This window comes from Afipia sp. MLSD5-FHT05B12 (assembly GCF_058793355.1).
Map to the genome: position 1 here is coordinate 1 of NZ_JBXAFS010000005.1, position 21,544 is coordinate 21,544.

Consider the following 21,544-nt stretch of genomic DNA (forward strand, 5'->3'; position numbering starts at 1 on the left):
CCTCCAAAGTCCCCAAAGGGACCAGAGACTGACATTTGAACTTTGCTCAGTGCTGACATTTTAGCTTTGCTGCTACAAATGGTGTTCGCAGGACGAATGTTATGGAATTCTCTGGGCCGACCAATCGATTACCCTCTCAGCGCCTGCCCGGCCCGAGGACAATTGATCATGATTCACAAATAACGCGGGTATAACCGTCGACACTACGTCGGCGTCGATGCGTCGTCGGCGCATTGTGCATTTCAAACACTCTTTTCGTGTTACGGGAGATGAATAAGCGCATCCCTCACGGGCGTACATCAGGCTCGCATGCAAACTCAAGCACGACGTGAAATACCAACACTTCGTTTCGGACGCTCGAACTGATGGCATACGGCACGCGGCTAAAAAGCGTCTCGTCGGGTGACGTCTGAATACGGTATTTGAAAGTGTGTACCGGCGGCGTTGAAGCCCGAAGCGCATCGTCAATGCGCGTGAGCCACGCCGCCTTATTGTCAGTCACGGCATATGCGACCATACCGCCTATTTCGCGATCGGTGTAAGGTTCCTTAGGATCAGAAAATCGCTTCAGACCATTACCCGAAAGATAGGCTTTCTTGATATCGTCCTCGCGCAGCACAACTTTTGCTTCGATACGAAGATCAAGATTCTCCGAGTTAAGCCGGTAGATACGAATATCGGTTGGCTTGGAACGTTTTCCGATTCCGGTTTTTATTTTTCGTGGCTGCTCGCTCGCGACCGCCAGCATATCGACGCCTGCCATCGTCGCATCGGCAGGAAGCCTCTTTAGGACGAACTCATCTCTGATCTTTTCCATCTCAGTGCAAAGCGCTTCGGAAATCGCTTCTTCAGATGGCACCAAGCATGGCTTTCCATTGAGTTTCGATTTCGATTCACGCCACCAGCCATCGAGTTTACGAAGCTGTTCCTGGGCCTCCGGAGTGCAGACACGCCGCTGTGCTTCTTCAAGAAGACACAAGGCCTGATGAAGCATCCGCTCCCAAACAAGGACGCGAGCCGTCTGATCGGAGCCGCCAGCGTGTGCCGAGAAAAACCCTGCGATCGTCACGAGCCAGCTCCAGAACGCAAAACTTCTTCAGAGATGCCACGGGCGTCCGCATAAGCCTGCTCGACAGTCCAGGCGACGCGCGTCCACGGCTTGGCGACCGCAATCCGAGAGGCAGCCGCATCGAATACGATCCGCGCATGCGGGCTGAAGCCCATGTTAGCTTTAATGACGTCGAACAAAGGTTCCGTGGCCATCTCCAGCTGCGTTGCGTCCGGACGCCCGATATGAATACTGATGACCGCAAAATGCTCGGTATCGGATGGTCGTCGAACTCTGCATTCAAAATGTGCGGCAGCACCGAAATGGTCAGCCAAGCGATTGAATAGCATCGTTTGATAGTGCTCCACGGTTTCACCGTCCGGAGGCCCGAGTGCAGCCGCAGGCACTTGCGAGTCCTCATAGCCGCGGCGAAAAAGCCTATACTCGGCGACAGCCTGTACGAACGCCCTATCAAGCCCGACCTTCTCGGCAAAGAAGGTTGTGATTGCGATTTCGTCCATCGTTTCGAGCCGCTGTAAATCGGCGTCAGCGAGATCTGTGAATGGAAACGGGATCGATTCGAGGTCGTTCTTCTCAAGGCGGGCACTGTCGAGGATGCGGGTCTTGCCGAACAGCGCGTAAAGATAGCGCGCGACGTCCGAGGTAAGGTAACGCGCAATGCCCTTCATCGCCGCGATGGCGCCATTGTCCAAGGCGACGGGATCTTCAGCATAGAGCGCGTTGAAGGTCGAAACGAAAGCGACCGGTTCTTCGATATAGAGAACCTCATTCATGTGTCTTGGGATAAAGATGATCCGGCCGGCGAAGAGCTTGGCGAACGTGCCTTTTGGCGTCACCGCGCGCAGACGATCATGCGGATAATCACTGATACCTAGTCCTTGCAGACCGAGATTCGCTTGATAGCTGTCGCTCGTGAGAAGTAGATTCGCCGGAACTCCGGTTTGAGAAGTACTGCCGCCGCGGCTCATAACAAGCTGTGATGCAGCAATAAAATCGCCGAACGAACGCTTGAAATGCCGTGACCAAAGTCGAAGATGGTTTGCGAAGCGACGGTCGATGGGACGCAGCATCAACGCCCAGAACCAACTTTCGGGCGAGCGCGATAAATCGCGTAGCTTGTAAGGTTCGACATCGCTCTCCGATACAATGATAGACCAGAGATGCCCGGCCTCGCCGATCGGCTGCGACGTCAAAAGAGGCGAATAGACCCAGACGGTATCGAGGTCGGCCGGTTCGCGGTTCTCGGCGAAGATTGCAAGAGTAGGACTGCGCGCGCCTTTGAAAAGGCGATAGCGGAAATGCGAAAGATTGGCGAGGCCGACGAGCTTCACGTGTTTCGCGAGCGCAACGGGAAATGCTTCGGCGGATGGCGCGACATAACTGCGGGTCGAGATCAGAAGGCCGAACACGCCGCCTTTTTGCAAAAGATCACGCTGTATTTTCCAGATGAACAACTCGGAGAGCCGCTTGTTGCTTACCGGATACAAAGTTGCATCGAGCGAGGCGACATAATCGCGGGCAAGCTTGAGCCGCGCGTCGCGTTGCGCAATGCTGGCCGCATCGCGCTGTTCGTTACTGCGGCCGGTCTGCTCGCCGAAGCTACCCCAAGGAGGGTTGCCGACGACGTGCGAAAAGCGCCCAAGGCGGTTCAATTCATCACCTGAAATCGAGAAAAGATCGCGGTCGAGCACGTTGTCACTGAGCGCCGGAAAGACCTTCCGACTTCCAGCTAACTGCTTGAGCTCTTTAATCGAAGCGCTTTCGACATAATCGAGCAGCGTCAGGTAGAGGCTGAAGCGCGCGACGTTCGCAGCTTGGCGGTTCTTCTCGATGCCAAAGATTGCATTCTCAAGAATGGTACGCGCCTTCTGAAAATGCACCGGTGTCCACCTTCGGCGCGGCATCTCGCGCTCAAGGATGCGGCGGTAGGCACCAACGAGAAAGATTCCCGAACCGGCCGCCGGATCGACTACGCGGCTTTTCGCGGTAAATGCACGGATGCGGTCAATCTCGTCGAGCACGTAGTCAACGAGGAAAGGCGGTGTATAGAATGCGCCAGCGTCGTCCTTCTCCTCCGGGTCTTCGATTAGGAGGAAGAGCTCATAGATAGCGGAGATTGTCTCTGTACGAAGCGTTGAGAACGAAACGTCGAGAAAACCGAGCTGCCGCACGCCGGCACCGAGCGTGTCGCCATGTCGGATAGCCCGACGTATCAAATGAAGCGCATTAGCGGGAATGAGACGCCGATCACTTGACGAGATCGGAAAGATGGCTCCGTTAAGAATGTCGTCGATCTTATCAAACAGCGCCCATACTTCGCGCGCGGGCCATGGCCGGTCGGCGATGTCGACATTGCCCTGATCATCGATCGAGGTTGCTATTTGCGTGCAAACGGCCTTGCCAGTCTGATCCTTCAGCGCTGCTATCCATGCGCGGCTGATAATTTTCCGATCGAGAAGGACAAAGAAGTAGATAAAGCGACCGATCAGCGCGTTGACGAGCGCCGGCTGTTGGCGAAGTGCGGGATGGTCGCTGCGCACAGCTTCATTTAAGGACTCGATCGCCTTCAATAACGCAGCATCGACACGGTTGGATCGATCCGTCACATAATCGCGCCACACGACGGAACTCGATAGCGCGAGGGCGGTGAGCGATGTTAATTCAGGCGGGAGACTCGCCTTATCCGTCAAGCGATCCCATGGGACAGTGATTGGGCGCCCAGTGGGCGGCGAAAGGCTACGACGAATTTGAAGACCTGCCGGCGTAGCAACCAGCAGAATCGGGACGACGCCTTGGCTCCAGACGAGGCGATGTACCGCGACGGCGGCCGCGTCGTCGGTCGCCATTGATAGATAGAGAATGGGCGCGAACTTAGTCGCATCGGGGCGACCAGACGAAAACCCGAACACGGAATGGACGCGAATAGTATCGAAGGCCTGCCGTACCACATGCCGATTGGTCGTCGACTGGAACTTGGACCAATGCCGCACGAGCCCGTGGGTTTCCTCAAAACCCAGCATGGCGATGACCGCTTCCAAGCGCCGCACGAGGTCGGCAGTGGCGGGCTGAGAGGGCACAGTCGGCATTTCAATACTCGGATGGTCGGATCGTGGACGAACGGCATGGACCGGCCGCAAGCATCATGCGATGCAAGTTGCTGATAAGTCATTACGAATCATCAATTTTTTGCGTATCTCAAATTGCTCAGGTTGTTCAGGGTGTTACGTGTTCGGCTTCACTGGGCGAGTCGGAAGGCGGCTGCCCCAATATAGAACAAACAGAGAACAATCGAAATGGGCAATCAGCCCTTACATAGGTGGAAAGCGAAACCTCTCGCGCGGCTATTACCCATTCCCCACACCGGATAGCAGTGGTCATCGATCCCTCGTCGGCCGCACAGCGCAGACCTCGGCTCAAGGGACAAGCGCGAGTACGCCCGCCTCTTCATTGCGATCACCGTGTGATGCCATCGTCTCGCCCGCCGGTCACGCTAGGCTCTCCCAAGATCGCTTTGGCGCGGCTCGAAAGCGATGAACATGGAATGGATCGAAGAGGAGTTACCGCACCTGACGCAGACCACGCCGTGCAGTCTCGCCACGAAGATTACCGACACCGGAGCCTGCTTGCGCACTATGGCTCGTGTACCAAGAGTACTACATTCTCCATAGGTCGCGGAATTGTTCGAGAACTCGCAGTAGAGTTTGTTGGGGGCTATTTTTTTGCAGTTTCCTGTTCCGATAGAAATCGGCGCGCGGTCTCAACGCGCTGCCGGTGCAGCGCATAGAGGTGCCTGTAAAGTTCAGCAAGCATTTGGAACGTCGTCAATTGCGTCACCGCCGCGAGCTTTCGATACTCCCGGAGATTAGTTTCAAAACGGCGCGCGCCTTCGACATCTCCCAGAAGCCGCCGACAGTATTCCTCCATAGAGGACTTTCCATCCGGTTCTGCATCAACAAGATGCCGCATAAGTTCGAGATCGTACTGCCAACGGCTCTTTGCGTACTCAATCTGCCATACGGTCAAATAACCTGACTTTTCGTACGCCTTGCGGAAATGCCGGTCTTCCGCCGGATGTGAAAGCAGATAGTCGTTTATGTCGTTCAGACTGTGAATGCTGTCCGATCGTCGACGAGCCGCCTTTAGGACGGCGTTGGTGGCATCGGCCATAGCTTTGAGGACGTTGGTCCTCGCAACCCAGAATGCGACCTCCTCGGCGGAAGCAGGCAACAATACATCCCCGACTTCAAGAAGGTCTTCGCTTCTCCGGAGGTCCTCGGGGCTGCAAAAGTCCGGATCCGGTACTAGGTCGATTCCGGCGAACGCATAGGCCTGCGCTGCAAGCCTCGAGCAAAACTGCTTCCGGGTCCGGACGCCACGCATCTTGCGAGCGACGACGGCAATCGCTTCGCGCTTCGAATACTCCGTCCCGGTCGCTGCCCTGGCGAAATCCGTAATCTTCCGGATGATCTCGTCGTCCAACGCAATTCGGGAACGCAGCACAACGACCACCGAGTTGTCTTCGAAGAAGATACGCTGAATATTGCTGGAGTGAACTCCCTCTGCCGCCGCGTCGATGACCGACGAGTGCTGAACGTAAATCATAGCGTGTGAAATGGCGCTGTTCGTCACGCGCCGGACCGCTTTGCTGACTTTGTTAGATCCGGAAGTAAGGATTATGTCGCCGAGACGTAACTTGTTGTCGTCGAGCTTTTTCAAACGTTTTTGACCGATTTAGGGATGTCCCGGCCTGCTTTGCACGGCATTGCGGTCTCGACAACCAATATTATAGAGTGATTCGTTCACTCACTTTTTGGTAGAAAATCAAACTCAGCTTGATCGCCAGTGCAATCCCTCCGAACCGCCCCAGCCGACCTGCCCGCTTCGCTCCGGAACGTGGTGGAATATAGAAAGTCGGGCCTCAGCCTCAACCACGTCGTTGGTTGCCCGCTCGATTGCGGCTATTGCGTGCGCCATCTCTTCCAGAACTTCGACATGAAGCAGCCCCACCTGGTGCTGGGCGATAGCGAAGCGGTCGATCTCCTTGTGGGGCATTGGGCGTTCCGCCCCCACTTGACACCTATCCAGATATTCAATCGCGCCACCGATCCGTTTCTGCCAGGCGTCAAGGACCATCTCTTCGTGACGCTCGAGCAATTGGATGATCGAGGCTTCACGAATACCGTGCTGGTGATAACGAGGTGGAAGATCGAAAAGACAGACGTCATCAGATTGGAACGCCTAAAGCATCTGCGACTGACAGTATTGGTCACTTGGTCGGGCATCGACGATGATAAGATCGAGCCTGTCGACAGCAGTCACGCCGAAAATTCGCTACGCACGCTGCGCGACGGTGCGTCGAGGACCAAGTCGATCCTGTATTGGCGACCGCTAATCGCTGGATTCAACGACAGCGATGGGCACCTTGACCGTGCTTTGAAGCTTTCCGGGTTGGCTGATGCCACGGTGTTCACGGGTCTCTTCCACCGCGAAGAAATCCGCGAATACTTTCGGCACGCGGGGGTACCGGACATCTATCCCGAAGTGGCGCGCAGAAAGATACTGCCCCTCGAGACCGAGAGGCGCGTGACCGACGCATTCGCAGGACGGCCGCTATTCCGCAAGACATCATGCGGGGTCGGCTACGCTCACCGCATCGCCGACTACAATGGCCACTATGGAATACGGGAAATCTGCGACATCTGCCCCCGAAACCAGTTCGCCCGATGCGCCGCTGCGCATCGCAAGCCGGAAGTATCCGTCGTGAGGGAACTTGCCGAGCTCGCCAAGCTCGGCATCGATCACGTATCGATCGATGATCGGCGGATTGAGGTGAGCGGCAGTTCAGAACAGCAACGCTACTTCATCCAGCATTCGTTGAACTACCAGGTCCATGATCGAATCCATCCCCACCTATACAAGCGCCACGGACGAGCGGAATTCGGATGGGATTAGAGACCGATAGGCTTTGGGTCGTTGACGTGGAAGGCAGTGGTGGTTCCCCGCCGGAGATCGTCGAACTGGCGATGCTACGGGTCGAACGTCTCTCTTTGACCGGCACGAAGCGTCATTGGTTCGTGCAACCGGAGCACGGGATCCAGCCCGCGGCCACCCGCATCCATGGGTTGACCGATGACGACGTCGTTGGATCACCATCGATCGTGGACATAGCGGACGACGTAGCCATGTGGCTCGAAGGTGCGCCGATCGTTGGTCATAATGTAAAGATCGAGGTCGAGATTCTCTCGCGGTCCCTACCCGACTGGACGCCAGTGTCCGCCATCGACACCTTGAGGCTGGCGAAGGCGCTAAGGCCGGGCTTGAAATCGTACAGCCTGGCCAACTTGGGCACGGAGTTCGACCTTGCCGAGCAAGCCGGCGAGCGCACCGGCGCTCGACATCACTCGGCCCTCTACGACGCCACACTGACGGCCCTACTATTTATTCACCTGCTGTTACCGTTGACGATCGAGCAGCGCCGGAAGGCGCTCGCGGATGCCGACATTCTCAACCCGAAACAAGGGTCCCTTCTGTGATCTCTCCAATAAAGATAGGCGTCACCGGCACGCACTCGACCGGAAAGTCATCCCTTCTCGACGCAGTTCAGCAAAAACTGGATTCGAACCTCAAAGTCCACCGCATTGGCGATTTCGCCGTTAGGGCGAAGGATCTCGGGTTTCCCATCCTAAAAGACCACAATTACGAAAGCACCCTTTGGATCGTCTCCGAGTGCATGCGCCTCGAAGCCGAAGCCTCGCTTGTCCACGACGTCATTCTTATCGATCGCCCAGTCATCGATGCACTGGGATATCTGCATGCAGCGCTGCGTTCGACCGATCGGACTATCGGAGACAGACGATCGTTCGAGCTCAAGACCATCGTCAAGGCTCATACCCCAGATTACGATCTGCTCGTCAGGACGTCTTTGGACAAGGCCGTCGTTCTCGGCGCGGGCCGAGACCAGGACGCCGCATTCCGCGACGCCGTGGCCTCCTCCATCGAAACCTTGGTTTCCGAAATCGCGCCGGAGGCGCTGGTGCTCACGTCGTCCAATCAGCACGAGATCGTGCAGTACATCGTCGACTTCGTCGCATCGCGGCGGTCGTCCCCCGCCAACCGATGAATCACCTCCCGGTCTTGCCACCGCGCCGCGTCGGACTTGGATGCATGGCCCTGACTGGCATTTACGGGCCGATATCGCGGGATAGTGCGACCAGGATCATACGCCGCGCCCTCGATTTGGGAGTCGTTCACTTCGACACCGCCGAACTCTACGGTCCGTACCTGAACGAGGAACTCCTGTCCGAGGCTCTCGGTCGCGAACAGATTGGTGTCGAAATCGCCACCAAGTTCGGATACAGCATCCAAAACGGCAAGATCGTCGGGCTGGATAGTCGCCCGAGTACGATCCGTTCGTCGTTGGAGGGGTCGCTGCGTCGATTGCGCCGTGACCACGTCGATATTCTCTACCAGCACCGCCCAGATCCCAAAGTTCCGATCGAGGATGTCGTCGGCACGATGTCGGAACTGGTGCGCGAAGGAAAAGTGCTCTCCTTGGGCCTGTCTGCTACGGATACAGATGCGCTCCGGCGAGCTTACTCGGAGCATCCGATAGCCTTCGTTCAGAATGAATTTTCGCTCATCGCGCGCGCTTCCGAGAAAGCTCTGTTGCCGAGCCTTCTGGGAAGCCCAACTAAATTAGTCTGCTATTCCCCGTTGGGCCGCGGAATACTCACTAGTGGACCCGGAGCAGTGCCCGCGCGCTCGCCGACTGACTACCGCAGCAAAGACGCCCGCTTTCAACCAGAACAACACGCCAAATGGGCGACGGTCCTTGCGCCGCTCTGGCGCATCGCGGCCTCCCGATCGACTCCGCCCGCAACGATCGCGCTCGCTTGGTTGCTCTGCAAGGGGCCCGCGATCCGCGTCATACCCGGAGCGAGAACCCTGGAACAGCTTGAGGCAAGCGTCGGCAGCACCGACCTCACGTTAACTGCCGAGGAAATGGCCGCGCTCGATTTTTGCGAAGCGGGCGCCTAGCTAGCGTCCGCAGTGCTATCAGCGTCCTATCCGGCTTAAGTCTCTGGCGGAGAGCACTGGTCTCGGCCTCGGGCAGCTTTCCCAGCGGATCACTGCCGAGGCGGTCAACCACATCGCCGGCCAGCTCCCTCTGGTGCTTCGCGATGAAGGCGAACTTCGTGTCGATTCTTCGCAAAGCGGGGGCGGCTTTTTTAGGATGTTCCGTTCGGCTCTCAGCTTGGCGACAGCTTTCTTGTACCTGAAAAGGCCCCTCTGACGGCCAAGCTGGTTGGCGGGAGAACGAGGATTCGAACTCATTCGGTCGGGATCGAACTCGGTCTCTGAAGACGATCGATCGAGATTTGGCAGCTTAGATGTGCGAACTGGACTGGTCGCTCGACCGTGCAGTGCGTTTATTCTCTAGTCTCGAGAGCGTGTCTCTAGAAAACGGGAATTTTCCAACAGATAGCCGGAGACTTCCGGGAAGTCCCGCCGCAAAAGTTCGACAACCGGTATCCCGGAGACTTATCGACATTAAAGAAGCCCGCATTTTGCAGGCTTTTCTGGTGCCTGATAAGGATGTTCTCTGAAAGCCGGACTGGTTGGCTGGGGAACTAGGATTCGAACCTAGACAAACAGAGTCAGAGTCTGTTGTGCTACCGTTACACCATTCCCCAATCGATTGCGGACCTGATCTGACGCACGGTGTGGCACCGGCGGATCGTTGTCCAAATCAGCAAATCGATATTCGCGCGCTGGATATAAAGCGGTGCCGCGCCGCGGTCTACCCCTGCCTTGCCCTATCCCCTGATCGCGTCGCGAATGGCCGTCGTCAGCCGCTGCGGGCGTCCCAGACGACTATCCATTAATCCAAGGTAAACAAAGACTTAACGCCAGTAGAGCGGCGCCTGTCAGGCCATATCTGTCAGGATGAAAATACCCCTTGAACTACGGGACCTTAGCGCGCCAGCGGATTTCAGCGGTTGTAATGCCGTGCCAAGGACCACTTTAAGGAGCCGGCACAGCTCCTGGATCGTTTAACATTTCCTGCAACAAGCCTTTGTACAGTCGAGAGAAATTCAACACCCTCACAGACAGGCTACACCTCTCTATGTTGACCTCACCGCAGCCAGCCTCACTCGGGCGCGTCATTTCGGTACGCGGCTCGCAGGCGCGCGTCGGCCTTATAGCGACCAGCCAGATCAATGACGCCAACGTACGCGCCACCGTTGGCCAGTTTTTCGGGATTCGCACGGCGACAACTATCATCGTCGCGATGATCACCGAGGTCAGTCGCGAAAACCTGCCGGCGACCGACAACTACATCGCGATCGCTTCGGTCGACCTGCTCGGGGAAATCGCAACCGGTCCTTCCGGCCGCTTCCAGCGCGGCGTCACCAGCTACCCGACAATCGGTGATCTGGTGGACGTCCTGACCAACCAGCAACTGCGGACTGTATACGCGCCTTCAAAAGCCGAGCAGATCAACATCGGTACGCTGCAACAGGACCCGTCCGTCATCGCTTATGTCGATGTCGAGGACATGCTGAGCAAGCATTTTGCGGTACTCGGCTCCACCGGAGTCGGCAAATCCAGCGGCGTCTCGCTACTGCTGAACGAGATTCTACGCGTACGGCCGAATCTACGGGTATTTCTGCTCGACGTGCATAACGAATACGGACGATGCTTCGGCGACAAGGCACTCGTTCTCAATCCCCGGAATCTCAAGCTGCCGTTCTGGTTGTTCAATTTCGAGGAATTCGTCGACGTCATCTTCGGCGGTCGCCCCGGCGTTCCTGAAGAACTCGAAGTTCTCATTGAACTTATCCCGGTGGCGAAGGCCACCTATACGACATATCAAAACACCGATCGCGTCGGCCTGAAACGCGTCGACGCCAAAACCATCGGCTACACCGCCGATACGCCGGTACCATATCGTTTGGTCGATCTGATTTCGCTGATCGACGAGCGCATGGGCAAGCTGGAGAATCGTTCCTCCCGCATCGTCTATCACAAGCTGATTACACGCATCGAGACCGTCAAGAACGATCCGCGTTACGCCTTCATGTTCGAGAATGCCAACGTCGGCGGCGACACGATGGCCGAGGTCATCAGCCTCCTTTTCCGAATGCCGGCGAGCGGCCGGCCAATGACGGTCATGCAACTCGCAGGTTTCCCCGCGGAAGTCGTGGACTCCGTCGTGTCCGTGCTGTGCCGCATGGCGTTCGATTTCGGATTGTGGAGCGACGGTGCGTCACCGATGCTGTTCGTATGCGAGGAAGCGCATCGCTATGCGTCTGCGGACCGCGGTGTAGGTTTCGGGCCAACGCGCAAGGCCGTGTCACGTATCGCTAAAGAAGGCCGTAAATACGGCGTTTATCTTGCGCTGGTTACACAGCGTCCAGCCGAGCTCGATGCAACAATCATCTCACAGTGCAATACGCTGTTTGCGATGCGGCTTGCGAACGAGCGCGACCAGGGCTTGCTGCGCTCCGCAGTTTCCGACGCCGCAGCGAACCTGCTGTCGTTCGTGCCGTCGCTCGGAACGCGCGAGGTGCTGGCGTTCGGCGAAGGTGTCGCTCTCCCGACCCGGCTCCGCTTCAAGGAAGTTCCGGCGCATCAGTTGCCACGCAGCGAAGCGACCATTGCGACGACGCCCTCGGCTCTCAGCGGCCACGACATCACCTTTGTCGGTTCTGTGCTGGAGCGCTGGCGCGGCGCGACATCCCATCGCGAAGCGCCGAACGATCCGACATTCGACCGGAGCGTTGCGGAGCGTCCTGCTCCCCGCGTGCTGGACGCACCGATGCTGCAGCCTTCGCTCGGTCTCGATCCCGATCGCTTCTCGTTGCTGAAAAAGCCCCTGCGCTGATCGCAGCCATCTGCGGGACAGCCGTGCGCAACCCAGCTAGCTTTGCGCGGGAGTTATCCTCGACTATGCACGAAGCGCTCCCACCTTCCGCACCGACGCCTGCCATGACCAAATATCTGGGACATCGCCGCGATCGCGGCGTTCTTTGCCCTGTCAAATCGGATGGCGAGCGTTACAGGGATGCGGCCTAACGACGAATTCTATATGATGGGCCACGTGCCGAAGGTGTAACCAGCCTGTTCAGAAAGGCGACTGCATTGCTTGACTGGTGGGACATCATTCTGCGGCTCGGGGTTGCAACGGTCGCCTCCGGAGTCATCGGTCTTAACCGCGACCTGCATGGAAAGCCCATTGGCCTTCGCACGCTGGGTCTGGTGGGTCTTGCCACCGCAACGGTCGTCCTGCTTGCCAATCCAGAAGCCCTGGAAGCCGGCCGGCTGTCCGATGCAACCAGTCGCGTCATCCAGGGGCTGCTCACTGGCATCGGCTTTCTGGGCGCGGGTGTGATCGTTCATAGCGATCAGTCGAAGGTGAAAGGCCTCACGAGTGCAGCCTGCGTGTGGTTCACAGCCTGCATCGGAATCGTCTGTGGGCTGGGACTATGGCGGCTGGTGATTGTTGCTCTTGCGATCGCGCTTGTGGTTCTCGCATTTGGCGGTCCCTTCGAGCGCGCGCTCCATCGCGCTTTCCGCAGTGAGTCCGACGAGCCGCCAAATTCATAGCGCGCAATTTCATCGGGTTCCCGGGATGCCTCGTCATCGTCCGTGGGACCACGCCAGCCGGGCAGATCGATCGTATCTTTGCTTTTGCCGAGCGACAGCGCCTGCTCGATTGCCTTCGCGAAATCACTATCGACCGTCTTGCGCCTCACCCTACGGCACAGGAAGTCCGCCCACAGGAATTCGCTGAACGGTGTGCTGTCCTTTCACTTTCAAGGCATTATTCCAATGACCCTCAACCGCGCTTCGAACGCAATACGCGACAGGCTCGATTCCGAGCTATTCTTTTTGGCATCACAGGAATAACCTCTTTGCCGAAGACATGTTCTGCGGTGGACTTAGGATGTCTTTGCTGATTTGGACCTGTCTCTCATGACCGATGGCGAACATCGCGTGCTGAAATTCCGGCCGCGTACGCAAGCGCGGCGGCCAACGGCCACCCCGGCCGGAAGACTCGCGGCCGACGTGTCCGGCTACGAACGAACCAGCGAAAGCCCCGACGACTATCGTCACCGCATGATCGCGAATGCGGCCGCCATCGCCTTTACGGCAGTACTCACGAGCGTCGGCATCTGGCTCGCCATGACCCTTGCCGATTTACGAACTACGCAGGATTGCGTCCTCATGGGCCGGCTGGATTGCGCACATATTTCAGCACAGAAAACCGATCCGATTCGACACAACTAGGGTCCGAAACCGGTCATTTCGCTGCCACGCTGCGCCATTGAACTCGGATCATGGCTCCGATATACGGGGTTCAACCCGTCCAAAGGGGCTTGTGGCACGGTTTCGAGCCCAGCGCTCCATGCCAGAAATGGCATTTACCTCAAAAATCTCAAAGGCTTAGCATGTCGTCTACATTCGATCAGGTCGCCACGATCATTGCGGAAACGTGCGACATTCCTCGCGACACGATCACCCCGGAAAGCCATGCGATCGACGATCTGGGCATCGACAGCCTCGACTTCCTCGACATCGCTTTCGCCATCGACAAGGCATTTGGCATCAAACTGCCGCTGGAGAAGTGGACGCAGGAGGTCAACGACGGAAAGGCCACGACCGAGCAGTACTTTGTCCTGAAGAACCTCAGCGCGCGCATCGACGAATTGGTCGCCGCCAAGGGCGCCTGACGCGCCCCGCCATGCAGCTCGAATACTTCCAGATGGTTGACCGCATCACCGACCTCAACGTCGGTAAGCGGACGATTACGGTCGAGTCGAGGGTTCCTGCGACCAGTACCGTCTTCGAGGGACACTTCCCCGGCTATCCGCTGATGCCGGGCGTGCTACTGACGGAAACGATGGCGCAGACGTCCGGCTGGCTCCTGATCGCACTCCTGAAGTTCGAACGCATGCCGTTCCTCGCCAGTGTCAAGGAAGCAAAGATGCGCGACTTCGTGAAGCCCGGCGAGTTGCTGACGGTCGATGCAAGTCTGGTCCACGACGGCTCGGGCTTCGCCATCACCGACGCCAAGGTCAGTGTTGGCGGGAAGGTGAAGTGCAATGCGACCCTGACCTTCCGCCATACACCATTTCCGCACCCTGATTTGCGTGCGCACATGGAATCGATGGCAAAGCAGATCGGCTTTCCTGAACAGGCAATAGCTCATGACTAAGACCTCTTCACCAAAAGGCGGAACCCGCGAAGCCTGGATCACGGGCATCGGTCTCGCCACATCTCTCGGCGAGGGGCTGGATGCGCATTGGGATGCACTGAACGCCAAAACGATCAACGTCGATGAGACGACATTCGCGCCCTACATCGTTCATCCGATGACCAAGCTGAGCTTCGATGCGCAGATCCCCAAGAAAGGCGATCAGCGCCAGATGGAGGCGTGGCAGCGCATCGGTACATATGCGGCTGGTCTCGCGCTCGACTCCGCTGGCATCAAGGGCAATGCCGATATCCTCTCGCGGATGGACATGATTGTTGCCGCAGGTGGTGGCGAACGCGACCTTGCGGTGGATTCCTCGATCGTCAACGCCAACATCCAGGGCAACGCCGACCCGGCGCTGCTCAACGAGCGGCTGATGAATGACCTGCGCCCCACGCTGTTTTTGGCGCAGCTCTCGAACTTGCTTGCCGGCAACATCTCGATCGTTCACGGGGTCACGGGATCGTCCAGGACCTTCATGGGCGAGGAAGCCGCCGGCGTAGACGCTGCGCGCATCGCCTTGGCGCGCATCCTCGGCGGACAAAGCGACATTGCCCTTGTCGGCGCTGCGCAGAACAGCGAACGCAAGGAAATGCTGATGCTTTACGAGTTCGGCGATTTCAATCTAAAGAACAAATTTGCGCCGGTCTGGGAGCGCGACAACGGTTTTGCACTCGGTGCGGGCGGCGTGTTTCTCGTTATCGAGTCCAGGGAACACGCACAGGCGCGCGGCGCAAAGCCATACGCAAAGCTCACCAAAGTCGTTTCGGACCATGCACGACGCAAAACCGCCGGCGACGTAACCGCAGCGCTCGACAGACTATGGTCAAAGATCGGAGCTGTGGGAGGAAACAGCGCAATCATTACCGGCGCGACCGGAGCTGCGCCCGTAACCTCAGAAGAGCGTGCATTTCTCGATAAGCATCGCGATATTCCAACCCGCGGCACCGCCACCCCTTTCGGCCATGTCGTGGAGGCTCAGTTCCCGCTCGGTCTGGCGCTCGCAGCGCTGTCGATCTCGCGCGGCGCGCTGTTTCCACCAAACGATAATACCGGCGTCGAGATTGAAATGGCGAAGCCGCCATCCCAGATTATAGTAATCGGAGCCGGTCACTGGCGTGGCGAAGGCATGGCGCTGGTTGAGGCAGTTTAGCGAGATACGGGGGCACGATGACATCGACGCGCGACAAGTTCGGACGGCCCATCGTTGTCGTCACCGGCATGGGCGTTGTTACATCCCTCGGTGCAGGCAAGTCTGACAACTGGGCCAAGTTGACCGCGGGCGAGTCCGGTATCCGGACCATCACGCGTTTCCCGACCAACGGCCTCAAAACCACAATGGCCGGTACCATCGATTTCATTCCGGTCGAACCATTTTCATCCACCACGCTGTCGGAGCGCCTTGCTGACGTCGCAACCGAAGAAGCCGTCGCGCAATCGGGTATCGGCTCCAAGGGCGATTTCCCCGGCCCGCTGTTTCTGGCGGTCGCCCCCATCGAACTCGAGTGGCAACCGCGGCACGACGTCGCCCGCGCCACCGGCATGACGTCCGGCATCGATTACGACGCTCTTCTCAATGCCAGCGGCAGTGGGCGGTTTACTGATCTGCATCGCCGCTTCCTGTTCGGCTCCGTGGCCGATCATTTGGCCGATACCTTCGGCACCAAAGGCTCACCAATTTCATTGTCGACCGCGTGCGCATCGGGCGCGACGGCGATTCAGCTCGGCGTCGAGGCGATCCGTCGCGGGGAAACCGACGCAGCGTTGTGCGTGGCGACAGATGGCTCGGTCAATGCCGAAGCACTGATCCGGTTCTCGCTGCTGTCCGCCCTCTCGACTCACAACGATCCTCCGCAGGCTGCGGTGCGTCCCTTCTCCAAAAACCGCGACGGCTTCGTCATGGCCGAAGGTGCCGGCTCTCTGGTACTCGAAAGCTTGGAAGCCGCCACTGCGCGCGGCGCGAAGATCCTTGGCGTCATCGCCGGCTGCGGTGAACTTGCCGACTCCTTCCACCGCACCCGTTCAAGCCCGGACGGCAAACCGATCGTCGGCTGCGTCCACAACGCACTTGCTGACGCTGGCGTCGGCACCGAACATATCGATTACATTAACGCGCACGGTACCGGCACGCCCGAGAACGACAAGATGGAGTATCTCGGCATCTCGACGGTGTTCGGCGAACGCGCGAAAGAGATTCCGGTATCATCGAACAAATCGATGGTCGGACATACGCTCTCGGCCGCGGGCGCGGTGGAAGCCGTCTTCTCCCTGCTGACCTTGGAACATCAGCGCATCCCGCCGACCATCAACTACGATGTGCCAGATCCGGCAATCCCGTTCGACGTTGTGCCCAACAAGGCCCGCGACGCCCGCGTGAGTGCCGTGATGTCGAACTCGTTCGGATTCGGCGGCCAGAACGCCTCCCTGATCCTCACCCGCGAACCAATGTAAAGGCCCGCGGTGGCGGGGTTCGGCGGTTGACGGCCTCCGCCGAACCGGCGATACCCACGTCCAAATCTGCAAGAAAATTCAGCCTTTCAGGACGCCTTGATGCGCGCGCTCACCCTCGTTGCCGACCGCCAGCTGGTGGTCGCGGATACACCGCCGCCCCCGCCACCCGGCGCAGGCGAGGTGCAGATCCGCGTCAAGGCCGTTGCGCTCAACCATATCGACGTCTGGGGCTATCGCGGCATGGCTTTCGCCAAGCGCAAGCTTCCGCTCGTGGTTGGCGCGGAAGCCTCCGGCGAGATTGCTGCCATCGGCGACGGCGTAACCCGCTTCCAGCCGGGGCAGAAAGTCGTGATGTACGGCGCGCTGACCTGCGGTACTTGCCCCGCATGTCAGGCTGGCCGCGACAACCTCTGCGAAAATGTCGCCGGCATCATGGGCTTTCATGTTGACGGCTTCGCCCGCGAACTGATGAACCTCAATGAGCGGCTGGTGATCCCGGTACCAGACGGCGTCTCCGACCGTGACGCCGCCTGCGCGCCGATCGCGTATTCAACCGTTCAGCACATGCTGTTCGACAACGCCAGATTGCTTCCAGGTGAAACCGTGCTGGTACATGCCGGCGGCTCCGGCATCGGCACCGTCGCAATCATGATGGCAAAGGCCATCGGCTGCACCGTCATCACCACAGTAGGCGACGACTCCAAGATCGAAGGCGTAAAAGCACTCGGCGCGGACCACGTCATTAATTACCGAAAGGACCGCTTCGAAGGCGAGACGCGCAAGATCACCAAGAAGAGGGGTGTCGATGTGGTCTTCGAACATGTCGGTGCTGACACTTTCAACGGCTCCCTGCTGGTCTTGAAGCGCGGCGGACGGCTGGTAACCTGCGGCTCGACCTCGGGCCCGACAACCACGATCAACCTGATGCAGCTTTTCCAGCAACAGTACCGCATCTTCGGATCATTCGGAGCGACTATCCGCAACATTGCCGACAGCCTCGACAAGATGGCCGCCGGTATGAAGCCCGTGATCGACACTGAAGTGCCGATCAACGATGTGGACGCAGCGCTCAAGCGCATGGAACGCCGGCAAGTGTTCGGCAAGATCGTCGTCACATTCTGATGCGCCGCCTGCTCCTCCGCACCAAAGCTATCCTGCGCGACGCGCTAAAGCCTATGACGGGAGCGATCCTCGGGGCGATCGCGGTGGGCCTATTGCGGGTCACCCGCTATTTTGATCCCGACCATACCGCCAATTTCTTCGCAGCGGTGACGCGCGCTGTCGGTCCCTGGTTGCCGGAACACAAGATCGGCCGTGCCAACCTGACTGCGGCATTCCCGGAGAAGTCGCCAACCGAGATCGACACCATTCTCATGGGCGTATGGGACAATCTTGGTCGCGTTGGTGCGGAGTTCGCGCATCTGGATCACATCTGGAAGCTCGATCCCGAACATTGGGATAGCAGCCGCGTTGAGCCTGCCCCCGGCACTATCGAGAAGTTCGAGGCGCTGCGTGACGACGGCAAAGGCGCGTTGATTTTCGCAAGCCATCTCGCTAACTGGGAGCTGCCTGCGCTGGCGGGCCCTGCCTACGGGCTGGAATCCGCAGTGTTGTTTCGCCGCCCCAACATCGCCGCGGTCGATCGCGCGATCCAGAATATCCGGTCCGTCAATATGGGGACGATGGTCGCGACCACTCATGACGCGCCCCTGCGGCTCGCACAGGCACTGCAAAAGGGCGTGCATGTCGGCATGCTGGTGGATCAGCATTTCGGCCGCGGCGTTGACGTCACGTTCTTCGGCCGCACCGCCAAGGCCAATCCCCTGCTCGCTCGCCTCGCACGGCAGGTCGAGTGTCCTATCCACGGCGTCCGCATCGTCCGGTTGCCTAACAATCGCTTCCGGGCGGAGCTATCGGACGAGGTCAAGCCGATCCGTGATACAGAAGGCAAGATCGATGTGCAGGCCACCACGCAGGCGGTCAATGCCGTCATCGAAGGGTGGGTCCGTGAACATCCCGATCAGTGGCTCTGGCTGCATCGCCGCTGGCGCTGATTAGCGGCCCGTCTTCACCCGCGTCCACAGACGATTGATGATGCGCTGGGTCGCGGGATCGCGCGCGGTGATGACGAATAGACGGTTGAGCGTCGCGTCATCCGGATAGACCGTCTTGTCGTTGAATACCTTCGGGTCGATCAGCTTCTGGCTGGCGAGATTACCGTTCGCATAGGACAGGAAATCCGAATTCTTGGCAGCGACGTCTGGCCGATAGAGATAGTTGATAAGTTCATAGGCTTCGGCGACGTTCTGCGCATCTGCCGGGATGGCAAAGTTGTCGAAGAACATCTGTGCGCCCTCTTTCGGAATCGCATATCCGATCTCGACGCCGTTCTTGGCTTCCGCGGCACGGCTCTGGGCCTGCTTGATGTCGCCCGACCAGCCGACCACGAAGCAGATTTCGCCGGTCGCCAGCGCATTCAGATATTCCGACGAATGAAACTTGCGCACATAGGGCCGCACCTTGCCAATCAGATCCGCGGCCTTGTCCAGATCGGCCTGCTTGGTCGAATTCGGGTTGAGGCCGAGATAACTCAGCGCTGCCGGCAGGATATCATCCGCGGAATCCAGCATGTGAATTCCGCAATCCTTGAATTTCGCAAGGTTCTCGGGCTTGAACACCATCGACCAGGAATCGATCTTGGCGTCCGCGCCAAGGATTTCCTGCGACTTCTTGACATTGTACCCGATACCCGTGGTGCCCCACATGTAGTTGGCTGCAAAGGCATTGCCGGGATCGTAAACCGCGAGGCGTTTGGTCACCTCCGGCCACGCGTTGGCAAGGTTGGGCAACTTCGTCTTGTCGAGTTTCTGGAAAATATTCGCAGCGATCTGACGTTGTAAGAAATACGCTGTCGGCACCACGACGTCATAGCCGGACTTTCCGGCCAGCAACCTGGTCTCGAGCGTCTCGTTGGCGTCGAATGTGTCGTAGGTGACCTTGATGCCGGTTTCCCTGGTGAACCGCTCGAGGACGCCGGGCGCCATGTAGTTCGACCAGTTGTAAAAGTTCACGCTGCGCTGTTGCGCCTGCGTGAATGGCGTCGAAGCCAGAAGACCACCTGCAACGATTGCAGTGAAGATCAGTCCCCTCTTCCCGCCAGCGGCCACCGTATCCTCCTCAACCGTGAAGAACGTGCGTCAGCCGCTCAAGTGCGGTGTCGAGCGTTGCATCTTTCTTCGAGAAACAGAATCTCACGACGGACGTGACATGATTCTCCTCGTAGAAGGCCGACACGGGAATGGCGGCGACCTTGTGTTCATGCACGATGCGCTTGCAGAAAGCCACGTCGCTTTCATTCAATCCAAGCGGCGCGAGATCGACATTGAGAAAATAAGTCCCCTGCGATTGCAGCACCGGGAAACCAAGGCTGGACAGGCCCTTGCTCAAACGATCGCGGCTGCGCGCCAGATCGGTCCGCATTTGCAGGAAATAGTCGTCCGGTTTACCAAGGCCGTAAGCGACTGCAACCTGAAGGCTGGGTGCAGTCGTGAAGGTGATGAACTGATGCGCCTTGGCGAGCACGCGCAGGATCTGCGGCGGGGCGCAGACGAAACCGATCTTCCAGCCGGTCAGGCCAAAAATCTTCCCGGCCGATCCGATCTTCACCGTGCGATCGCGCATGCCTGGAATTGTGATCAGCGGAATGTGCTCGCGGCCGTCGAACACCACATGCTCCCAGACCTCATCGCAAATAGCGATCAGGTTGTGCTCTTGGCAAATTCGCCCGAGCATCTCGAGGTCCTCTCGCGGATAGACCACGGCGGCCGGATTGAGCGGATTGTTGAGAATGACATAACGCGTCTTCGGCGTAATCGCAGCGCGGATCGCCTCTTCCGGCAGCCGCCAGTGTGGTGGCTCCAGACGCAAGAATTTGGGAATGCCGCCGGCCAGCCGGATGATTGGAACATAGGAATCGTACATCGGCTGGAAGACAAGGACCTCGTCGCCCGGCTGAACCAGCCCGAGGATCGATCCCGTCAGCGCCTCCGTCGCCCCCGAGGTCACCATCACCTCGCTCATGGGATCGAGCTGCAAGCCATGCCAGTGGGCGTAATGGGTGGCGATGGCCTGACGCAGCTCCGGTATCCCCATCATTGAGGGATACTGGTTGTAGCCATTCAGGACGGCGTCAGCGGCTCTTTCCCTGACATCGAGCGGACCGGAATCCTCTGGAAACCCTTGCCCCAGATTGATCGCGTTGAGGTCGCGCGCTGCCTGCGACATGACATCAAAAATGGTGTTTGGCAGGTCCGCGAAAATCCTGTTCACGAGGATCAGCCGCCTGTTTTGGACGGCAGCCCGGCCGCCTTCCATCCCAGCATGCCACCGGCAAGATGCGAGTCATACGGCTTGCCGGCGGCTTGCGCGGCCAGCGATGCAGTTACCGAACGCTTGCCGGAGCGGCAGGCAAAAACCACCGTCTTGCCCTGAGGGTCGGGAATTTCCGCCGGATCGAACGTCGAGAGCGGCAAGACTACCGCGTTCGGATAGGCTTCGGCCGCGACCTCATTCGGCTCCCGCACATCGATCAGGAGATAGTGCCCCTGTGCAATTCCAGCGGCCACCTCTTCCGCCGTCAAATCGTGAACTTTTCCAGCCTGTGACACATAGACCTCCGCGAAGGGTGAATAAATCACGCCCCCAAGATTAAGTGCGAACGGCGCACAACCTCTCTTTTTGTGGCAGGAAAATCAAGCGTAGCC

General features: G+C 58.5%; 19 protein-coding genes, 1 tRNA gene and 2 pseudogenes. 14 read left to right on the forward strand and 8 right to left on the reverse strand.

Features of this window, described 5'->3' with window-relative positions:
- Window positions 1-286: 286 nt before the first annotated feature.
- The 3 genes from AC1Q6J_RS08980 to AC1Q6J_RS08990 form a co-directional block, all read right to left on the reverse strand.
- A complete protein-coding gene (locus AC1Q6J_RS08980) occupies window positions 287-1,069 on the reverse strand; it encodes a hypothetical protein (protein ID WP_492278979.1) in 783 nt (260 codons plus the stop codon).
- Window positions 1,066-4,155: an HsdM family class I SAM-dependent methyltransferase gene (locus tag AC1Q6J_RS08985; RefSeq protein WP_492278980.1), complete on the reverse strand. Its 3,090-nt coding sequence runs from the start codon at window positions 4,153-4,155 to the stop codon at window positions 1,066-1,068. The genes AC1Q6J_RS08980 and AC1Q6J_RS08985 overlap by 4 nt, the downstream gene beginning before the upstream one ends.
- 625 nt (window positions 4,156-4,780) lie before the next feature.
- A complete protein-coding gene (locus AC1Q6J_RS08990) occupies window positions 4,781-5,785 on the reverse strand; it encodes a YiiX/YebB-like N1pC/P60 family cysteine hydrolase (RefSeq protein WP_492278981.1) in 1,005 nt (334 codons plus the stop codon).
- Window positions 5,786-6,061: 276 nt separating this feature from the next.
- Between AC1Q6J_RS08990 and AC1Q6J_RS08995 the strand changes: the two genes are divergently transcribed.
- From AC1Q6J_RS08995 to AC1Q6J_RS09010, 4 genes are read left to right on the forward strand one after another with little or no spacing between them, the layout of a single operon-like run.
- Window positions 6,062-7,021 (forward strand): radical SAM protein, encoded by a 960-nt coding sequence (locus AC1Q6J_RS08995; RefSeq protein WP_492278982.1) that lies wholly within the window; start codon window positions 6,062-6,064, stop codon window positions 7,019-7,021.
- 26 nt (window positions 7,022-7,047) lie between these two features.
- On the forward strand, window positions 7,048-7,602 hold the full coding sequence (locus AC1Q6J_RS09000; RefSeq protein WP_492278983.1) for a 3'-5' exonuclease: 555 nt from the start codon (window positions 7,048-7,050) through the stop codon (window positions 7,600-7,602).
- A complete protein-coding gene (locus AC1Q6J_RS09005; protein WP_492278984.1) occupies window positions 7,599-8,189 on the forward strand; it encodes an AAA family ATPase in 591 nt (196 codons plus the stop codon). The genes AC1Q6J_RS09000 and AC1Q6J_RS09005 overlap by 4 nt, the downstream gene beginning before the upstream one ends.
- Window positions 8,186-9,106, forward strand: a complete 921-nt coding sequence (locus AC1Q6J_RS09010) for an aldo/keto reductase (RefSeq protein ID WP_492278985.1) — start codon at window positions 8,186-8,188, stop codon at window positions 9,104-9,106. The genes AC1Q6J_RS09005 and AC1Q6J_RS09010 overlap by 4 nt, the downstream gene beginning before the upstream one ends.
- A 582-nt stretch (window positions 9,107-9,688) precedes the next feature.
- On the opposite strand, the gene AC1Q6J_RS09015 is transcribed toward AC1Q6J_RS09010, so the two are convergent.
- Window positions 9,689-9,762, reverse strand: a tRNA-Gln gene (locus AC1Q6J_RS09015).
- A gap of 434 nt (window positions 9,763-10,196) precedes the next feature.
- Between AC1Q6J_RS09015 and AC1Q6J_RS09020 the strand changes: the two genes are divergently transcribed.
- The 3 genes and pseudogenes from AC1Q6J_RS09020 (at window position 10,197) to AC1Q6J_RS09030 (ending at window position 12,679) form a co-directional block, all read left to right on the forward strand.
- On the forward strand, window positions 10,197-11,957 hold the full coding sequence (locus AC1Q6J_RS09020) for an ATP-binding protein (protein ID WP_492278986.1): 1,761 nt from the start codon (window positions 10,197-10,199) through the stop codon (window positions 11,955-11,957).
- Between the two features lie 111 nt (window positions 11,958-12,068).
- Window positions 12,069-12,188, forward strand: a pseudogene (locus tag AC1Q6J_RS09025) (peroxidase-related enzyme); the annotation flags it as partial.
- A 26-nt stretch (window positions 12,189-12,214) separates the two neighbouring features.
- Window positions 12,215-12,679, forward strand: a complete 465-nt coding sequence (locus AC1Q6J_RS09030) for an MgtC/SapB family protein (protein WP_492278987.1) — start codon at window positions 12,215-12,217, stop codon at window positions 12,677-12,679.
- 32 nt (window positions 12,680-12,711) lie between these two features.
- Here AC1Q6J_RS09030 and AC1Q6J_RS09035 read toward each other — a convergent pair.
- A pseudogene (locus AC1Q6J_RS09035) lies at window positions 12,712-12,882 on the reverse strand (ParB-like protein); the annotation flags it as partial.
- A 166-nt stretch (window positions 12,883-13,048) separates the two neighbouring features.
- On the opposite strand from AC1Q6J_RS09035, the gene AC1Q6J_RS09040 reads away from it, so the two are divergent.
- From AC1Q6J_RS09040 to AC1Q6J_RS09070, 7 genes are all read left to right on the forward strand, one after another.
- Window positions 13,049-13,363 (forward strand): hypothetical protein, encoded by a 315-nt coding sequence (locus AC1Q6J_RS09040; protein WP_492278988.1) that lies wholly within the window; start codon window positions 13,049-13,051, stop codon window positions 13,361-13,363.
- A gap of 161 nt (window positions 13,364-13,524) precedes the next feature.
- A complete protein-coding gene (locus AC1Q6J_RS09045; protein WP_002711294.1) occupies window positions 13,525-13,806 on the forward strand; it encodes an acyl carrier protein in 282 nt (93 codons plus the stop codon).
- Between the two features lie 11 nt (window positions 13,807-13,817).
- A complete protein-coding gene (locus tag AC1Q6J_RS09050) occupies window positions 13,818-14,291 on the forward strand; it encodes a 3-hydroxyacyl-ACP dehydratase FabZ family protein (protein ID WP_492278989.1) in 474 nt (157 codons plus the stop codon).
- On the forward strand, window positions 14,284-15,483 hold the full coding sequence (locus AC1Q6J_RS09055) for a beta-ketoacyl-ACP synthase (RefSeq protein ID WP_492278990.1): 1,200 nt from the start codon (window positions 14,284-14,286) through the stop codon (window positions 15,481-15,483). Before AC1Q6J_RS09050 ends, AC1Q6J_RS09055 begins: the two co-directional genes overlap by 8 nt.
- Before the next feature lie 17 nt (window positions 15,484-15,500).
- Window positions 15,501-16,781 (forward strand): beta-ketoacyl-ACP synthase, encoded by a 1,281-nt coding sequence (locus tag AC1Q6J_RS09060; RefSeq protein ID WP_492278991.1) that lies wholly within the window; start codon window positions 15,501-15,503, stop codon window positions 16,779-16,781.
- 99 nt (window positions 16,782-16,880) lie between these two features.
- On the forward strand, window positions 16,881-17,903 hold the full coding sequence (locus AC1Q6J_RS09065; protein WP_492278992.1) for a zinc-binding dehydrogenase: 1,023 nt from the start codon (window positions 16,881-16,883) through the stop codon (window positions 17,901-17,903).
- Complete coding sequence (locus AC1Q6J_RS09070; protein WP_492278993.1) at window positions 17,903-18,835, forward strand: lipid A biosynthesis lauroyl acyltransferase; 933 nt, start codon at window positions 17,903-17,905, stop codon at window positions 18,833-18,835. The genes AC1Q6J_RS09065 and AC1Q6J_RS09070 overlap by 1 nt, the downstream gene beginning before the upstream one ends.
- On the opposite strand, the gene AC1Q6J_RS09075 is transcribed toward AC1Q6J_RS09070, so the two are convergent.
- Genes AC1Q6J_RS09075 through AC1Q6J_RS09085 form a run of 3 tightly spaced genes read right to left on the reverse strand, consistent with a single transcriptional unit; the run spans window position 18,836 to window position 21,448 of the window.
- Window positions 18,836-19,921, reverse strand: a complete 1,086-nt coding sequence (locus AC1Q6J_RS09075) for a polyamine ABC transporter substrate-binding protein (RefSeq protein WP_492279209.1) — start codon at window positions 19,919-19,921, stop codon at window positions 18,836-18,838.
- A 37-nt stretch (window positions 19,922-19,958) separates the two neighbouring features.
- The gene (locus AC1Q6J_RS09080; RefSeq protein WP_492278994.1) at window positions 19,959-21,155 is read right to left on the reverse strand and encodes an aminotransferase; all 1,197 of its coding nucleotides are present in this window, start codon (window positions 21,153-21,155) and stop codon (window positions 19,959-19,961) included.
- Window positions 21,116-21,448 (reverse strand): rhodanese-like domain-containing protein, encoded by a 333-nt coding sequence (locus tag AC1Q6J_RS09085; protein ID WP_492278995.1) that lies wholly within the window; start codon window positions 21,446-21,448, stop codon window positions 21,116-21,118. The genes AC1Q6J_RS09080 and AC1Q6J_RS09085 overlap by 40 nt, the downstream gene beginning before the upstream one ends.
- Between the last annotated feature and the right edge of the window lie 96 nt (window positions 21,449-21,544).